The following is a 15468-nucleotide window of genomic DNA, read 5'->3' on the forward strand; positions in this document are numbered from 1 at the left end:
TGGTCACCGTCCCCGGAGGTGCTGTCCGCCCAGGTGACCCTGGCGGTCCCGGCGGTTCCCGCGGCCCCGCTGGTCCCGGCGGTCCCGGTACGCCCCCTCACGGCGTCCCCCAGGCCGGTATCGGCGCTCCGGGTTCCGGCCACGGAGGACTAGGCCCCGGCGGCGGTCTGAGTGACGACACGGCGATCCTCACCCCGCAGAAGCACGTCCCCGAGCCGGGCCCGCAGGGCTACCCCGCCCCGGACAACGTCTCCGGACACACCGTCACCAGCGGCATCCCCGTGGTGCCGCCCGGCGCCGCGAACTCCCCGTTCGCGCCCGGCACGCACCCCGATGGGCCGCTGCCGCACACGCCCCCGAAGCTGCCCGAGCCGGACGAGAAGAAGGCCGCGCCCGCGGCGGCGCCCAGGAAGAAGAAGGGCCGCAACAAGCTGGCCCTGGTCGGCGTCGGCGTGTTCGTCGTCGCCGGTGTCGCCTACGGCGCCGGCCTGCTGATGAACCACTCGGACGTACCCAAGGGCACGAGCGTGCTCGGCGTCGAGATCGGCGGCGGCACGCGCGACGACGCCGTCAAGAAGCTCGACGACGCCTTCGGCGACCGTACGAACCAGGCGCTGAAGCTGTCCGTCGACGGCAAGACCGTGTCGCTCAAGCCGGACCAGGCGGGCCTCCAGTTCGACGAGCAGGCCACCGTCCGCGCGGCCGCGGGGAGCGACTACAACCCGGTCTCCGTCATCGGCTCGCTCTTCGGCAACCACCGCGTCGTCGACCCGGTCATGCCGGTCGACGAGGAGAAGCTGAAGGCCGCCCTGGAGGACGCCGCGGGCGGCGCCGGCTCGGTGACCGAGGGCACGATCAAGTTCCAGTCCGGCAAGGCCGTCCCCGTGTACGGCAAGGCGGGCAAGGGCATCGCCGTCGGCCAGTCGACCGACGCGGTCGAGGAGGCGTACCGCGACCAGGTGGAGACGGGCAAGGCCACTCCGGTCGAGCTGCCGACCACGACCCAGCAGCCGACGGTGTCGAACGCCGAGGTCGACCGTGAGATGAAGGCCTTCGCCACGCCGGCGATGTCGGCCAACGTCATCGTGCGGACGGACGCCGCCCGCTTCATCGAGTTCAGCCCGCAGAACTCCCTGTGGAAGTTCCTCCGGGTGAAGGCCGTGAACGGCAAGCTCGTCGACAGCCCCGACCTGAACGCGCTCCAGGACCTTTACGGCCAGACCTTCGACGGCGTGCTGATCACCCGGGGCACCGGCGAGAAGACACCCGTCACCCCCCAGGACGTCTACGGCGCCCTGCGCCAGGCCCTGCTGAGCAAGACCGACCGGGACGTCACCATCGAGACGAACCCGAGCTGACCCGCGGGGAGTGCCGCCTGACACGACATCTGTCACGCGGCACTCCGGACGGCCGCCACCGGCGACGGCGATCCAGAAATTGGCGGTGCGGAACAGAGCGGAGGCGGTGAGGATCGCAAGGGAGAAAGGCTGGCTCTAAACGCAGGCCAAGGGCCGCGTCCCTAGGGGCGCGGGGCTGTATCGATTTGCGGCTCCGCCGCGTGGGCGCGACCAGCCCCCACGCACCCGCACCCGCCCACTCAGTTCAACATCGCACGAGCCGCATGCGCCTGCCCCCGCACCTTCGCAGCCGCACCCTCATCAACCGCCCCCACCACCTCCGCATACGCCTCCAACTCAGCCGCACCCGCAGCGAAATCCCCCCGCCGCACCAGCAACTGCGCCCGCTCATACCGCAACCGAGCCGGATGCGAAGGCATCAGCAACGACAACTCCACCCCCCACAACGCCACATCCGACCGCTCAGGCCGAGCCGCAGCCCAGGCCCGCACGTTGTTGAGGATCCGCACCACCACCTCCAGCGGATCGGCCGGCGCCAACATCGACGGATGCAGCGCGGCCCCCGTGGCCCCCGCGACCATCAACTCGACGTCACCCGCGCTCAACACCCGCCCCCCGTCAAAGGGATCGGCCAGCACCTGCTCCTCCGCGTCCCCGAACCCGACCACGAAGTGCCCCGGCAACGCGACGCCGTACACATGCGCCCCCGCCCGCCGAGCCACCTCCATCCACACCACCGACAGCAGAATCGGCAACCCACGCCGCCGCCGAAGCACCTCATGCAGCAACGACGACTCAAGGCGCCGATAGTCCGCGGCGGAGCCGCGAAACCCGCACCGGTCCCCGAGCAGCTCCCGCAACGCCACCGCCCACGACCGCGGCCCCCCGGGCCGGAACGGCAGCCGCCCCGCCAACTCGTCCAGCTCGATCTGCGCCGCATCGATCCCGGCCTCGTCCAGCGCCCCGTCCGCCTCCGCGCCGACCAGCAGGCAGAGCGTGGACAGGTCGGGCCGTTCGGAGCGTGCCTCATCGGCGAACCGCCGCCGCAGCTCGGCGGACCGTTCCGGCGGGGGAGGGTAGGGGGGACGCATAGCTGGCTCGTGCCCTCTCACGGCGATCCGTACCGGCCGGCGTCGTTCGCCACGTCCGTCGCCACCTCGTCCGAGGCCGGTTCGCGGTAGTGGTGGTACGAGTGATGCGCACCGAAGCCCATCCCGCCGTACAACGCCCGCGCCCCCTCATTGTCCGCCTCGACCTGCAGCCACGCAGCCGACGCGCCCTCGTCGAGGGCCTGCCGGGCCAGCGCGGCCATGACCTCGGTGGCCAGCCCTTCCCGCCGCCGCTCGGGATCCACCTCGACGGCGGCGAACCCGGCCCACCGCCCGTCCACGACCAGCCGCCCGATGGCGGCGGGCGCGGCCCCGCCCGCACCGGGCACCGTCGCGAACCACACCGACGGCCCGCTTCCCAGCACCTTCAGCGCCACGTCACTCACGCCCTTGCGCTGATAACGCCCCAGCCACTGAGCATCGGCGGCCCTGGACAGCACGACCCCGGCCCCCGCCGCCCGGTCGGCGACCGGCGCCAGCCCGCCGATCCACATCTCGGCCGTCACCTCCCGGGCCCACCCGCGCCGCTCCAGCTCGGCGCACAGCAGCTCCTGCGTGCCCTCGGCCCCGGTCGCGGTCTGGATGTACGCGGGCAGCCCACGGTCGCCGTACCACCGCCGTACGACCGTGAGCGCCTCGTCGAGCGGCAGGCCGGGGTCGCCGAGCGGCAGCACGGAGTTGGCCCGCCGGGTGAACCCGGAAGCGGCCCGCAGCTCCCACGCGCCGAGCCGCTCGCTCTCCACCGGCCGCCAGGCCCGGGCGGCGACCTTGGCCAGCTCCTCGTACGAGGCGGCGGGACCACGCCGACGGGCGGGTGCGGAGGGCACCACCTTGCCCGCGACCAGCGAACTCTCCGGAATCCGAACAGACTCCCCGCCCCGCCGAGTGATCACCAGCACACCGTCGTCCCATGATGTGAGAACACCCACCGTGTCGGTGAATTTCTCGTGCGTGCTTCCAGGCTCCCTCAAGCGCCGCACCGAGACACGTTTGCCCACGTCAGCAGTGGTGATACGGATCTCAAGGCGCCAGGTAGCGGAGATTTCCACAGGTCAGTTCACCCCTCCTGTTCGGATCGTGCCCAGGAACGGAGATACTAGATGCGGGCATCGACGACGCCGCGCTCCCGCGCGCCAGGCGGCGGAGCCTGAGGAGGCCCGCCAGCGCCCTACCGAGGAGGAACGACAGCGTGACCTACGTCATCGCGCAGCCTTGTGTCGACTTGAAGGACAAGGCGTGCATCGAGGAGTGCCCGGTCGACTGCATCTACGAGGGCCAGCGGTCCTTGTACATCCACCCGGACGAATGCGTCGACTGTGGTGCCTGTGAGCCGGTCTGCCCGGTCGAGGCGATCTTCTACGAGGACGACACTCCGGAGGAGTGGAAGGACTACTACAAGGCGAACGTCGAGTTCTTCGACGAGCTCGGCTCCCCCGGCGGCGCAAGCAAGCTGGGCCTGATCGAGCGCGACCACCCCTTCATCGCCGCGCTGCCGCCGCAGGCTGCTGCCGAGTAATCCGCAAGCGGCCCGCGCCACCGCGCCGCCTCGGTCCCGTACGGCCTGATCGCCTTGATCATCGCGCTGCCGTACGGGACCGAGGCGTTTGCGCCGTTCGAGAAAGTGAGCCAGAACCCGTGTCCGCAGTCTCCGACCGCCTGCCCACCTTCCCGTGGGACAAGCTCGCGCCGTACAAGAAGACGGCCGCGGCCCACCCCGACGGCATCGTCGACCTGTCGGTCGGCACCCCGGTCGACCCGGTCCCCGAGCTGATCCAGAAAGCGCTGATCGCCGCGGCCGACTCCCCGGGCTATCCGACCGTCTGGGGCACGCCCGAGCTGCGCGACGCGATCACCGGCTGGCTGGAGCGCCGGCTGGGCGCCCGCGAGGTCACCCACCACCACGTCCTGCCGATCGTCGGCTCCAAGGAACTGGTCGCCTGGCTCCCGACCCAGCTGGGCCTCGGTCCCGGCGACCGGGTCGCCTACCCGCGCCTGGCATACCCGACGTACGAGGTCGGCGCCCGCCTGGCGAGGGCGGAGTACGAGGTGTACGACGACCCGACGACGCTGGACCCGACGAACCTGAAGCTCCTCTGGCTCAACTCGCCCTCCAACCCGACGGGCAAGGTGCTGTCGAAGGCCGAACTGACCCGGATCGTCGCCTGGGCCCGCGAGCACGGCGTCCTGCTCTTCTCCGACGAGTGCTACCTGGAGCTGGGCTGGGAGGCCGACCCGGTCTCGGTCCTGCACCCGGACGTGAACGGCGGCTCGTACGAGGGCATCGTGGCCGTCCACTCCCTTTCCAAGCGCTCCAACCTGGCGGGCTACCGCGCGGCCTTCCTCGCCGGCGACCCGGAGGTCCTCGGCCCCCTCCTGGAGATCCGCAAGCACGGCGGCATGATGACCTCGGCGCCCACCCAGGCCGCCGTGATCGCCGCCCTCTCCGACGACGAGCACGTCCGCATCCAGCGCGACCGCTACGCCGCCCGCCGCGAGTCCCTCCGCGCAGCCCTCCTCACCCACGGCTTCCGCATCGAACACAGCGAGGCCAGCCTCTACCTCTGGGCCACCAGAGACGAGTCCTGCTGGGCCACCCTCGCCCACCTCGCCACCCTCGGCATCCTGGTCGCACCGGGCGACTTCTACGGCGAGGCAGGCAAGAACTTCGTACGGGTCGCTCTCACAGCGACGGACGAGAGGGTGCGGGCGGCGGTAGAACGCCTAGCGTGACCGCTGGTACCGCTGGTACCGCTGTGGGCAATCGTTCCGCAGGGCGGAACGGGTGGGCACAGCCTGCAGCGCCGGGCACCGCCTGAACACGCCCCGGCCCCTGCCGACGTAGACACGCAAAAGCGACGGGGCCCAGGAACGTCCCTGGACCCCGTCGCGGCCAAACCCAGGCGGTTAGCCGATCGGCAGACCCTTCACAGGCACGGACGGCGCAGCCGGCAGCCCGCCCTGCGTGAGGGACCCCGTCGACACGCCACTGTCCGCCGCCGCGGCGGTCGCGTCACCGAGAAGGGCCCCGGCAGAACCGGCCGCGTCCCCGGCGGTCTTCTGCGCCGCCGGCGTCGCCTTCTTGACCGCCTTGCCGCCGGTCTTGCCCGCGGCCGGCACCGCGTTCTTGACCGCGTTGCTGCCGGCTTCACCCGCGAGCCCGGTGACGTGCTGCGCCGCACCGTCGACGCTGTCGCCGACGCTCGCCCCGTCCAGGGCGGTCAGCCCGCCGAGGTTCGGGGTGGCCGGCAGTTCGGGGGCCGCGCTGGCGGAGCCGGCCGCACCGACCCCGGCTGCCGCTCCCGCTGCGACGAGCAGCGCGGTACGGGCGATCCGGCGGGTCAGGGGGAGGGACATAATGCTCCTTTGACGGGAGAGAACGTTGGAGTGTCCGACCTTGCCCGGCAGTTGATCCCCCTCCGCGACCGACTGGCCGTCGGCCTGCGGTGGTTGACCGAGCGGGCTCGGACGCAGTGACTACCGCTCGAAGCCCGCGAAGGTTGCGGCGGGCCAACGTAAAGAGTTGGCAATGCGTCGCATTATCGGCTGCGGATAAAAACGGGCAAACGGTGCCCCGCTCGAAACTCTGCCGAATCCTTACAGCCCTTTGCCCTCAAGGGATTTGGCGTATAGGGGGGTGACGGCGCGAAAACCTGAGCACACCGTCGCCCGCGCGTGCCGCGCATAACTCCCGCGGGCGACCTTCCGTACTACTGCGCGGTCACGACTCGCACCGAGTTGGCCGTGTCCGCCGTGCCCTTCTCCGCACCGGCGGCGCCCGCGCCGACCGCCGGCCGCCACCGGCTGTCCGTGTTCCCGGCGGTCCACACCCGCCCGGCGTAGGAGACGCGTTCGATATGCAGGTCGGAGGCGTTGGCCACGGCCCAGTGCGCCAGCTGCCAGCCGCGCTGCGTCAGGCTGCGCTTGGTGCCGCCGTCGGAGTCGTCGGTCACGGGCAGGGTCAGGGTCCGTCCGTTGCTCTCGACGCCCGGGGAGGGCGTGGGCGTCGACGACGCCGCGTCGCTCACCACCGCGCCGGCCGGCTCCAGCCCGTCGCGCCCGAAGTCCCGGGCGAGCGCGGACCGTACCGCCTCGGTCCCTTCCGCGGTGGTGGCACCCGGGCGTCCCGCACAGGTCAGGGTGGCCGCCGAGCGTCCGGTGAGAGCGGCGGCGAGCAGCACGGCGTCCGGCTCGTGCTTGGCGTAGGCCTCCGGAAAGCCGCTGCGCTGCACGCGCTGCGCGGCCACGGTGAGCGGGAGGCGGGTGTAGCCGGGGACCTTGACCAGATGCTCGTAGAAGATGCCCGCCGCGTACGTCGGGTCCATGACCTGCTTCTGCGTGCCCCAGCCCTGCGAGGGCCGCTGTTGGAACAGGCCGAGCGAGTCCCGGTCGCCGTGGTCGATGTTGCGCAGCGCCGATTCCTGGATCGCGGTCGCCAGCGCGATCGCCACCGCCCGCTCGGGCAGGCCGCGCGCGGTGCCGACGGCGGTGATCGTCGCCGCGTTCACCGCCTGCTCGGGCGTGAACTCGTACGCCGTCCCTTCGCCCTGGTCCGACACCACCTTGCAACCCGGTGTGCCGGTGCCGCCGGTGATGTACTGCATCACGAGATAACCGGCGACGGACAGCAGGACCACGAAGGCCGCCCCGAAACGGAAGAGGCGGCCGCGGCGTCGTCGAGTAGGGGATGGCGCTGGCATTCCTACAAGGTAGCCGAGGTTACTGAGGGGTATGGGCCGGGTGGGGAAAGTGGGCAGAACGCCTGGCGCGTTAGGGTCGACTCCATGGCCGATACCCCGCTTGACCTCACGTTGGACGCCGCGCGGCTGACCGCGCAGCTCGTGGACTTCCCCTCGGAGAGCGGCACCGAGAAGCCCCTCGCCGACGCGATCGAGACCGCCCTGCGCGCCCTGCCGCACCTGATGGTCGAGCGGTACGGCAACAACGTCGTCGCCCGTACGAACCTGGGCCACGCCGAGCGCGTGATCCTCGCCGGCCACATCGACACGGTGCCGATCGCCGACAACGTGCCGTCGCGGCTCGACGAGGACGGCGTCCTGTGGGGCTGCGGCACCTGTGACATGAAGTCGGGCGTCGCGGTCCAGCTGCGCATCGCGGCCACCGTCCCCGCGCCGAACCGTGACCTGACCTTCGTCTTCTACGACAACGAAGAGGTGGCGGCGGAGCTCAACGGCCTCAAGCACGTGGCCGAGGCGCGCCCCGATTGGCTGGAGGGCGACTTCGCGGTGCTGCTTGAGCCGTCGGACGGGCAGGTCGAGGGCGGCTGCCAGGGCACCCTGCGGATGCTGCTCAAGACGAGCGGCGAGCGTTCCCACTCCGCGCGCAGCTGGATGGGCTCGAACGCGATCCACGCGGCGGCCTCCATCCTGGCGCGTCTTGCGGCCTACGAGCCGCGCTACCCGGTGATCGACGGCCTGGAGTACCGCGAGGGCCTGAACGCGGTCGGCATCTCGGGCGGCGTCGCCGGAAACGTCATTCCGGACGAATGCGTCGTCACCGTCAACTTCCGCTACGCACCGGACCGTACGGAAGAGGAGGCGATCGCCCACGTCCACGAGGTCTTCGCGGACTGCGGGGTGACCGAATTCGTGGTGGACGACCACAGCGGCGGCGCCCTCCCCGGCCTGTCCCACCCGGCGGCCGCGGCCTTCATCGAGGCGGTCGGCGGCACCCCGATGCCCAAGTACGGCTGGACGGACGTCTCCCGTTTCAGCGCGCTGGGCGTCCCGGCGGTGAACTACGGCCCGGGGAACCCGCACTTGGCCCACAAGCGTGACGAGCGCGTGGAGACGGCGAAGATCCTGGCGGGGGAGAAGCGTCTGAAGGCCTGGCTGACGGCGTGACGACGCGGCGGATGCGGGCGGCGGACATGCCGATGTCCCCCGTCCGTAACCAGCCTGGATCTACGCTGAGGTGGAAAGACCGCAAGCGGAGGGAGCGCACATGGCTACCGGGAACCCCGAGGGCAAGAAGCAGCCACCGGAGGAGCAGCGCCTGGGACCGGTCCTCCGACGGCGGAGTCAGGTCACGGCGAGCACGACCGACCAGCGGCTGCTGGACGCCGGCGGCCCCTCGGACTGGGTCCACACCGACCCCTGGCGCGTCCTGCGCATCCAGTCGGAGTTCATCGAAGGCTTCGGCACCCTCGCCGAACTCCCGCCCGCGATCAGCGTCTTCGGCTCCGCCCGTACGCCGGTGGACTCACCGGAGTACGACGCGGGCGTCCGCCTGGGCCGCGGCCTGGTCGAAGCCGGCTGGGCAGTGATCACGGGCGGCGGCCCCGGCGCCATGGAGGCAGCCAACAAGGGCGCCTGCGAGGCCAAGGGCATCTCCGTCGGCCTGGGCATCGAGCTCCCCTTCGAACAGGGCCTCAACCCCTACGTCGACATCGGCCTCAACTTCCGCTACTTCTTCGTCCGGAAGATGATGTTCGTCAAGTACGCCCAGGGCTTCGTGGTCCTCCCCGGAGGCCTCGGCACCCTCGACGAACTCTTCGAGGCCCTCACCCTCGTCCAGACCCAGAAGGTCACCCGCTTCCCCATCGTCCTCTTCGGCAGCGCCTACTGGGGCGGCCTCATCGACTGGCTCAGGAACACCCTGATCGCCCAGGGCAAGGCGTCTGAGAAGGACCTCATGCTGTTCCACGTGACGGACGACGTGGACGAGGCAGTGGCGTTGGTGTCGAAGGAGGCGGGGCGGTAGCCGTATAGCCCCTCCGGCGTTTGAGGAGCGGGGGTCCGGGGGCTGGCCCCCGAACCGGGGTCGAAGGGGCGGAGCCCCTTCAGGATGGGACGGGTAGGGGCGGCGGGGGCGAAAAATCCCTACGCCAGCCCCCGCCGGGCAACAGCCGGAGCCCGATGCCCAGCAATCGACGCAACCATGTCCAGCACCTGCCGCGTCTCGCCAACCTCATGCACCCGATACACCTGCGCCCCGAGCCAAGCGGACACCGCGGTCGTCGCCAACGTCCCCACCACCCGCTCCTTCACGGGCCGATCCAACGTCTCCCCCACAAAGTCCTTGTTGGACAAGGACACCAACACCGGCCACCCCGTCCCGACCATCTCCCCAAGCCGCCGCGTCGCCTCAAGACTGTGCCGCGTGTTCTTCCCGAAGTCATGCCCAGGATCGATCATCACCGACTCCCGAGGCACCCCCAGCGACACCGCCCGCTCAGCCAGCCCCACGGTCACCCGCAGAATGTCGGCCATGACATCGTCGTACGTCACCCGATGCGGCCGGGTCCGCGGCTGAGCCCCACCCGCATGCGTACACACCAGCCCCACCCGATACCGCGCCGCAACCTCCGCAAGCCGCGGATCGACCCCGCCCCACGCGTCGTTCAGCACATCCGCCCCGGCCTCGCACACCGCCTCCCCGACGTCATGCCGCCACGTGTCCACGCTGATGATCACGTCCGGGAAGCGCCGCCGCACCTCAGCCACGAAGCCGACCGTCCGCCGCGCCTCCTCCTCGGCCGACACCTCTTCGCCCGGCCCCGCCTTGACCCCGCCGATGTCGATGATCGCAGCACCCTCTGACACCGCCTGCTCCACGCGCGCGAGGGCGGGCTCGTCACGGAAGGTGGCCCCCTGGTCGTAGAAGGAGTCCGGGGTCCGGTTCACGATCGCCATGATCACCGGCTCGTGCGGCCCGAATTCCCGCCTGCCCAGCCTGAGCATCCCCTGTGACCTCTCTTAGTACTTCCCTGGTACATCCAGGCCTTAGGCCGCCTGCGACCCTAACTGTCAGACTCGCATGGCACGATCGGACCTTGACACACCCGACACATCCGACCGATCTCGTGGGGGACCCACAGCGATGGTTATGTTCTTGTTCCTGGTCGTCGCGCTCGCCGTGGTCGTCGCCGCGGTGACCCTCGCCGTGCTGGGCGGCGGCGAGAACGGCCCGCTGCCCGAGGTCGCCCCCGAGCGCCTCCAGGACCCGCTGCCGCTGGACCGCCCCGTCAGCCGCGGCGACGTGGAGGGCCTCCGCTTCCCGCTCGCCGCCCGTGGCTACCGCATGGCCGACGTGGACGACGCCCTCAGCCGCCTCGGCGCGGAGCTGGCCGAGCGCGACGCCCGTATCGCCGACCTGGAGTCCGCACTGGCCGGTGCGCAGGCCGCCCGCCACTCCATGGACAAGCACACCGAGGGGGACCAGCAGTGAGCGAGGGCGAGGGCGAGGCCGTCGCCGGCCCGGACGGCGCCCTGCGCTGCCCCTGGGCCCTGTCCACGCCGGACTACGTGACGTATCACGACGAGGAGTGGGGCCGCCCGGTCCACGGCGACGACGCCCTCTTCGAACGCCTCAGCCTGGAGGCCTTCCAGTCCGGCCTGTCCTGGATCACCATCCTGCGCCGCCGCCCCGGCTTCCGCTCCGCCTTCGCCGGCTTCGAGATCGCCAAGGTCGCCACCTTCACGGACACCGACCGGGACCGCCTCCTCACCGACCCCGGCATCATCCGCAACCGCGCCAAGATCGAAGCGACGCTGTCCAACGCCCGCGTGCTCGCCGACTGGTCCCCGGGCGACCTGGACACCCTCATCTGGTCCCACGCCCCGGACCCGACGACCCGCCCGGCCCCGAAGACGTTGTCCGACGTCCCACTGGTCACTCCGGAGTCGACGGCCCTGTCAAAGGCACTGAAGAAACGGGGCCTGCGCTTCGTAGGCCCGACAACGGCCTACGCCCTGATGCAGGCATGCGGCCTGGTAGACGACCACTTGGAATCCTGCGTGGCGAGAAGCGCCCCGTAAGGGGCGCGGGGAACTGCGCGACCAGCCCCCACGGCCCCGCAGCCCCCGACGGCGCTACTGCCCCGAGCTCTACCGGCCCAAATACTTCGGCTGCTCCTTGTTGACAAAGGCCTGCACAGCGATCGCATGGTCCTCAGAAGACCCCGCCCGCGTCTGCAACTCGTCCTCCTTCTCCAACGTCTCGGCAAGAGAGTGCGACATGCCGAAGGCCACCGCTTCCTTGATCGCCGCGTAAGCCACCGTCGGCCCAGCCGCCAACGCCCGAGCCGTCTTCTCGGCCTCCGCCCGCAGCTCAGCGCTCGGCACGACCCGGTTGGCGATCCCCAGCTCGTACGCCTCCTGTGCCTTGATGCTCCGCGGGAAAAGGAGCAGATCGGCGGCCCGCCCGGGCCCGACGACACGCGGCAGCGTCCACGAGATCCCGGAGTCCGCAGTAAGCGCGACGCCCGCGAACGACGTATTGAAGGCAGCCGAATCGGCCACGACCCGATAGTCCGCGGCCAGCGCGAACCCGAACCCGGCCCCCGCCGCGACGCCGTTCACCCCGGCCACCACCGGCTTGCGCATCTCCGTCAGCGCCCGCGCGATGGGGTTGTAGTGCTCCCGCACCGTCGTCATGGTCTGCCGCGAGCCGGTCTCCCGGTCGGCCGCCAGCAGGCCGATGTGCTCCTTGAGGTCCTGGCCCACGCAGAACGCCCGGTCACCGGCGGAGGTCAGCAGCACGGCCCGTACGGCGTCGTCGGCGGCGGCCGCCAGCACCGCGTCGCGCAGCGCGACCTTCGTCGCGATGTTCAGCGCGTTCATCGCCTCGGGGCGGTTCAGGGTGATCGTCGCGAGCCCGTCGCTGACCTCGTAGAGCACGGTGTCGGCCATGGCTGTCCCCTCCGGTATGCGGCTCCGGCGTACTCGTCGGTACGTCCCTGTCTGAGGACAGCATGGCGTAGATCATCGAAGACGGACCGGAACGGACGTGTGACCTGCGTCAAAGAATTCATGACACGATTCGTGCGGCGGCGGTGCGAGCGGCGGCGCAGTATCGCAGTCACATCGCCGAATTGAGTGGTTTTGCTCGCGCGCGTTGCCCAAGCGATGCCGACTGATGTTGGTCATCGGGTCCTGAGATGCGGGATAATGGCTTGGAAGCAATGTGTTCGATGCCGGTGTCGCGTGTCCTGTGCCCTTTGGGCAGGCCCGCGCATGCCCTCCAGGGCCGTCGGCTTTGACGATGAGCTGGTTTCAGGAAGGGGAACGAGCATGGCGGCCATGAAGCCGCGGACGGGCGATGGCCCGCTCGAGGTGACCAAGGAGGGGCGGGGCATCGTCATGCGCGTTCCGCTCGAAGGCGGCGGTCGGCTCGTCGTCGAGCTGACCCCTGACGAGGCCGACGCGCTGGGCGATGCCCTCAAGAAGGTCGTCGGCTGAGGCGCAAGCGACCATACCCTTTCAGCCGCCCCGGCATCGTATGAGATGCCGGGGCGGCTGTTTGCCGTACGGCCCTCAGGGCCGGACCGGGAGGTCGGGTCAGCGCTTGACCGCGCAGAGCAGCCCGTCGCCCACCGGCAGCAGCGACGGCACCAGCTCCTGGCTCTCGCGCACCGCGCGCAGCAGCTCCCGCAGCCGCAGCACCTCGGTCGGCTGCGGCCCGGAGTCCACCGTCCGGCCGTTGGCGAAGACGCCCTCGAAGACGACCAGGCCACCGGGGCGCAGCAGGCGCAACGATTCAGCGAGGTAGTCCATGACCTCCTGCCGGTCACCGTCGCAGAAGACGAGGTCGTAGCCGACATCGGCGAGACGGGGCAAGACGTCGAGGGCGCGGCCGGGGATGAAGCGGGCCCGGTTGCTGGCGAAGCCGGAGGCGCGGAAGGCCTGGCGGGCGAACTGCTGGTGTTCCGGCTCGGGGTCGACGGTGGTCAGCACGCCGTCCGGCCGCATACCGTGCAGCAGATGGATCCCGGAGACGCCGGTGCCGGTACCGATCTCCGCGACCGCCTTGGCGTCCACGGTGGCGGCGAGCATCCGCAGCGCGGCGCCCGCGCCGGGCGACACCGAGCGCAGCCCCGCCTCGCGGGCCCGGTCACGGGCCCAGCGCAGGGCTTCGTCCTCGGCGAGATAGGCGTCGGCGAACGCCCAGCTCGTCTGCCGGTTGCCGGTAATGACCCTCTCCTGTCCCCGTGTGTGCCTGGGCGCGACTGTATCCGTTGCGCCCGGGAACCCGCAGATGGGACCGGGCGTTTAAGGGGGTGGGAGACAAGAGCGGGGGACACGGATGGATCACGAAGAGATGCGGGACGGCGAGCAAGTGCTGACGCAGCCGCATGAGCCGTATCAGCCCAGATCAATTTCTCGTAAAACCGCTTATCCGGAGCTAACGGGCGAGGTGGCTATGGTAGGGGCTCCACTGGACACCACCAGAGCCGACAGGGGAGGTGCGGCTGCGCCTGGGGATCGGGGAGGAGTGCTGCGGCGCTTCCTCGGATCGGCAGGCAAGCCGAAATCCGTGAACGACACCGCTGCTGACCACCGCCACGCCGGCGACTACGCCCAGACCGCGACCTTCTCCAGCGACGCGGACGGGCAGGCGTGGACTCCGCCCACCTGGGAGGAGATCGTCAGCACCCACAGCGGCCGGGTCTACCGCCTGGCCTACCGCCTCACCGGCAACCAGCACGACGCCGAGGACCTCACCCAGGAGGTCTTCGTCCGCGTCTTCCGCTCCCTGTCGACCTATACGCCGGGCACCTTCGAGGGCTGGCTGCACCGCATCACCACAAACCTGTTCCTGGACATGGTCCGCCGCAAGCAGCGCATCCGTTTCGACGCGCTCGGCGACGACGCGGCGGAGCGCCTGCCCAGCCGCGAGCCCAACCCGCAGCAGATCTTCAACGACGCGCACTTCGACGCGGACGTCCAGCAGGCCCTCGACACCCTGGCGCCCGAGTTCCGCGCCGCGGTCGTCCTGTGCGACATCGAAGGCCTGTCGTACGAGGAGATCGCCGCGACCCTCGGGGTCAAGCTCGGCACGGTCCGGTCGCGTATTCACCGCGGCCGCTCGCAGCTGCGCAAGGCTCTGGCGCACCGGTCGCCCGAGGCCCGGGCCGAGCGCCGCTCCTTCGCGGCCCGTGTCCCCGTACTGGGGGGAGGGGGCGCGTCCGCGTGAGTGGATCACGGCCCAAACCCGCAGAGGGGCATCTGGCAGAACAGCACCTGGGAGACCGACTCGCCGCGCTGGTCGACGGCGAGCTCGGTCATGAGGCGCGCGAGCGTGTGCTCGCGCATCTGGCCACCTGCGCGAAGTGCAAGGCAGAGGCCGACGCGCAGCGCCGTCTGAAGAACGTCTTCGCGGAAGCGGCCCCGCCGCCCCCTTCCGAGAGCTTCCTGGCCCGCCTCCAGGGGCTGCCGGGGGGAGGTGACGGCGACGACGGTGGCTCTCCGCTGGACGGGTTCGGTGACGGACTCTCCGGACGGCCCGCGGCCGCCGGCGTCTTCGGGATGAAGCGGAGCGAGCGCTTCGAGTTCGGCTACGTCCCCGCCCGCGCCCATGACTCCATGCTTCCGTCGGCGGGCCGTGGCTTCCGTATACATGACGTCAGCCGTCATGAGGCCGAGCGGTCGGCCTCGCGCGGCATGCGGTTCGCGTTCGTCGCGGCCGGGGCGGTGTCGCTGGCCGCGATCGCGCTCGGCGGGGTCACCGCCGGCACCGGCGAGACCACGAACGCCGCGCGGGACGGCTCCGGCGGCAGCAATGTGACCCCGATGCGAACACAGGGCTCAGGAGCCGCTACGGCACCCGAGAACCAGCGCCGCCGGGGTGCCGGCGTCGGCCCACTGCTCGCCCAGGGCGGCCAGCAGACGCCGTTCGGTCAGACCCCGGTCGCCCCGACCGCCGTCTCGGCGCCACTGCTGCCCGGCGTACCGGCCCCCGGCGGCGGACACGTCCAGCAGGCCGCGGCGCATCCGCTGACCACGCCGGTGGTCGCCGGTGCGGCCGCCATGTCTCCGCTGATACGTCCGCTCAGCTCCACCCCGCCGCTCACCCTCACCTCGTGGTCCACCGACCCGGAGATCACGCACCCCGGCCTGTTCGCCGCGCCCGTGCCCGACACGACCTCGTCCCCCACAGCCCCGTCCGGCTCCCCCGGCACGGGCCACTGACCCGACCTCTGCGCCACGGCGCGTGAACCTGGTTGAATCCAGGGAGGGTCGCGCCCAGGCAGGCAGCCGGGC

Annotated in this window: 16 protein-coding genes and 1 pseudogene; 10 read left to right on the forward strand and 7 right to left on the reverse strand. The window is 70.9% G+C overall.

The annotated features are described in order from the left end of the window. Window positions 1–1358: pseudogene (locus tag AB0I98_RS44660) on the forward strand (hypothetical protein); the annotation flags it as partial. A gap of 239 nt (window positions 1359–1597) precedes the next feature. Here the strand turns inward: AB0I98_RS44660 and AB0I98_RS44665 are convergent. Next, window positions 1598–2449, reverse strand: coding sequence for a transglutaminase-like domain-containing protein (locus tag AB0I98_RS44665; RefSeq protein ID WP_362951818.1), 852 nt, complete (start codon window positions 2447–2449; stop codon window positions 1598–1600). A 17-nt stretch (window positions 2450–2466) separates the two neighbouring features. Beyond that, window positions 2467–3516 (reverse strand): GNAT family N-acetyltransferase, encoded by a 1050-nt coding sequence (locus tag AB0I98_RS44670; RefSeq protein WP_362951819.1) that lies wholly within the window; start codon window positions 3514–3516, stop codon window positions 2467–2469. 140 nt (window positions 3517–3656) lie between these two features. Here AB0I98_RS44670 and fdxA point away from each other — a divergent pair, with 140 nt between their 5' ends. Together fdxA and AB0I98_RS44680 are read left to right on the forward strand one after the other, a co-directional pair. Continuing rightward, on the forward strand, window positions 3657–3983 hold the full coding sequence (gene fdxA, locus AB0I98_RS44675; protein ID WP_362951820.1) for a ferredoxin: 327 nt from the start codon (window positions 3657–3659) through the stop codon (window positions 3981–3983). Window positions 3984–4102: 119 nt separating this feature from the next. Then, window positions 4103–5197 carry a bifunctional succinyldiaminopimelate transaminase/glutamate-prephenate aminotransferase gene (locus AB0I98_RS44680; protein WP_362951821.1) on the forward strand — a complete coding sequence of 365 codons (1095 nt, stop codon included), beginning with the start codon at window positions 4103–4105 and terminating at the stop codon, window positions 5195–5197. Between the two features lie 174 nt (window positions 5198–5371). On the opposite strand, the gene AB0I98_RS44685 is transcribed toward AB0I98_RS44680, so the two are convergent. Both AB0I98_RS44685 and AB0I98_RS44690 read right to left on the reverse strand, forming a co-directional pair. Continuing rightward, entirely contained in the window at window positions 5372–5821 is a 450-nt protein-coding gene (locus tag AB0I98_RS44685; RefSeq protein ID WP_210577201.1) for an ATP-binding protein, read from the reverse strand. 353 nt (window positions 5822–6174) lie between these two features. Further along, window positions 6175–7164 (reverse strand): heavy metal transporter, encoded by a 990-nt coding sequence (locus AB0I98_RS44690; protein ID WP_362951822.1) that lies wholly within the window; start codon window positions 7162–7164, stop codon window positions 6175–6177. A gap of 84 nt (window positions 7165–7248) precedes the next feature. On the opposite strand from AB0I98_RS44690, the gene dapE reads away from it, so the two are divergent. Both dapE and AB0I98_RS44700 read left to right on the forward strand, forming a co-directional pair. Continuing rightward, on the forward strand, window positions 7249–8328 hold the full coding sequence (gene dapE, locus AB0I98_RS44695) for a succinyl-diaminopimelate desuccinylase (RefSeq protein WP_362951823.1): 1080 nt from the start codon (window positions 7249–7251) through the stop codon (window positions 8326–8328). A gap of 100 nt (window positions 8329–8428) precedes the next feature. Beyond that, window positions 8429–9187, forward strand: coding sequence for a TIGR00730 family Rossman fold protein (locus AB0I98_RS44700; protein WP_362951824.1), 759 nt, complete (start codon window positions 8429–8431; stop codon window positions 9185–9187). Window positions 9188–9306: 119 nt separating this feature from the next. Here AB0I98_RS44700 and folP read toward each other — a convergent pair whose 3' ends face one another. Further along, window positions 9307–10167 carry a dihydropteroate synthase gene (gene folP, locus AB0I98_RS44705; RefSeq protein WP_362951825.1) on the reverse strand — a complete coding sequence of 287 codons (861 nt, stop codon included), beginning with the start codon at window positions 10165–10167 and terminating at the stop codon, window positions 9307–9309. 139 nt (window positions 10168–10306) lie between these two features. On the opposite strand from folP, the gene AB0I98_RS44710 reads away from it, so the two are divergent. Continuing rightward, a complete protein-coding gene (locus tag AB0I98_RS44710) occupies window positions 10307–10654 on the forward strand; it encodes a DivIVA domain-containing protein (RefSeq protein ID WP_362951826.1) in 348 nt (115 codons plus the stop codon). After that, the gene (locus tag AB0I98_RS44715) at window positions 10651–11244 is read left to right on the forward strand and encodes a DNA-3-methyladenine glycosylase I (RefSeq protein WP_362951827.1); all 594 of its coding nucleotides are present in this window, start codon (window positions 10651–10653) and stop codon (window positions 11242–11244) included. Before AB0I98_RS44710 ends, AB0I98_RS44715 begins: the two co-directional genes overlap by 4 nt. A gap of 69 nt (window positions 11245–11313) precedes the next feature. Here the strand turns inward: AB0I98_RS44715 and AB0I98_RS44720 are convergent, their stop codons facing one another. After that, window positions 11314–12117 carry an enoyl-CoA hydratase-related protein gene (locus AB0I98_RS44720; protein ID WP_362951828.1) on the reverse strand — a complete coding sequence of 268 codons (804 nt, stop codon included), beginning with the start codon at window positions 12115–12117 and terminating at the stop codon, window positions 11314–11316. Window positions 12118–12498: 381 nt separating this feature from the next. Here AB0I98_RS44720 and AB0I98_RS44725 point away from each other — a divergent pair, with 381 nt between their 5' ends. Then, a complete protein-coding gene (locus AB0I98_RS44725) occupies window positions 12499–12666 on the forward strand; it encodes a DUF3117 domain-containing protein (RefSeq protein WP_003966491.1) in 168 nt (55 codons plus the stop codon). Window positions 12667–12765: 99 nt separating this feature from the next. On the opposite strand, the gene AB0I98_RS44730 is transcribed toward AB0I98_RS44725, so the two are convergent. Further along, window positions 12766–13464, reverse strand: a complete 699-nt coding sequence (locus tag AB0I98_RS44730; RefSeq protein WP_328371948.1) for an O-methyltransferase — start codon at window positions 13462–13464, stop codon at window positions 12766–12768. Window positions 13465–13699: 235 nt separating this feature from the next. Here AB0I98_RS44730 and sigE point away from each other — a divergent pair, with 235 nt between their 5' ends. Together sigE and AB0I98_RS44740 are read left to right on the forward strand one after the other, a co-directional pair. Then, window positions 13700–14401 carry an RNA polymerase sigma factor SigE gene (gene sigE / locus AB0I98_RS44735; protein WP_210577209.1) on the forward strand — a complete coding sequence of 234 codons (702 nt, stop codon included), beginning with the start codon at window positions 13700–13702 and terminating at the stop codon, window positions 14399–14401. Continuing rightward, window positions 14398–15396, forward strand: coding sequence for a zf-HC2 domain-containing protein (locus tag AB0I98_RS44740; protein WP_362951829.1), 999 nt, complete (start codon window positions 14398–14400; stop codon window positions 15394–15396). Before sigE ends, AB0I98_RS44740 begins: the two co-directional genes overlap by 4 nt. Window positions 15397–15468 lie beyond the last annotated feature (72 nt).

Origin of the sequence: Streptomyces sp. NPDC050211, from assembly GCF_040656035.1 — a bacterium.
Lineage (GTDB): Bacteria > Actinomycetota > Actinomycetes > Streptomycetales > Streptomycetaceae > Streptomyces.

Bases quoted from the DNA above. Each gene is read 5' to 3' on its own strand.
- AB0I98_RS44685 (WP_210577201.1), bottom strand. From the start codon at position 5,821: ATGTCCCTCCCCCTGACCCGCCGGATCGCCCGTACCGCGCTGCTCGTC.
- AB0I98_RS44725 (WP_003966491.1), top strand. From the start codon at position 12,499: ATGGCGGCCATGAAGCCGCGGACGGGCGATGGCCCGCTCGAGGTGACC.
- AB0I98_RS44700 (WP_362951824.1), top strand. From the start codon at position 8,429: ATGGCTACCGGGAACCCCGAGGGCAAGAAGCAGCCACCGGAGGAGCAG.
- folP (WP_362951825.1), bottom strand. From the start codon at position 10,167: ATGCTCAGGCTGGGCAGGCGGGAATTCGGGCCGCACGAGCCGGTGATC.
- dapE (WP_362951823.1), top strand. From the start codon at position 7,249: ATGGCCGATACCCCGCTTGACCTCACGTTGGACGCCGCGCGGCTGACC.
- AB0I98_RS44720 (WP_362951828.1), bottom strand. From the start codon at position 12,117: ATGGCCGACACCGTGCTCTACGAGGTCAGCGACGGGCTCGCGACGATC.
- AB0I98_RS44690 (WP_362951822.1), bottom strand. From the start codon at position 7,164: ATGCCAGCGCCATCCCCTACTCGACGACGCCGCGGCCGCCTCTTCCGT.
- AB0I98_RS44710 (WP_362951826.1), top strand. From the start codon at position 10,307: ATGGTTATGTTCTTGTTCCTGGTCGTCGCGCTCGCCGTGGTCGTCGCC.
- AB0I98_RS44665 (WP_362951818.1), bottom strand. From the start codon at position 2,449: ATGCGTCCCCCCTACCCTCCCCCGCCGGAACGGTCCGCCGAGCTGCGG.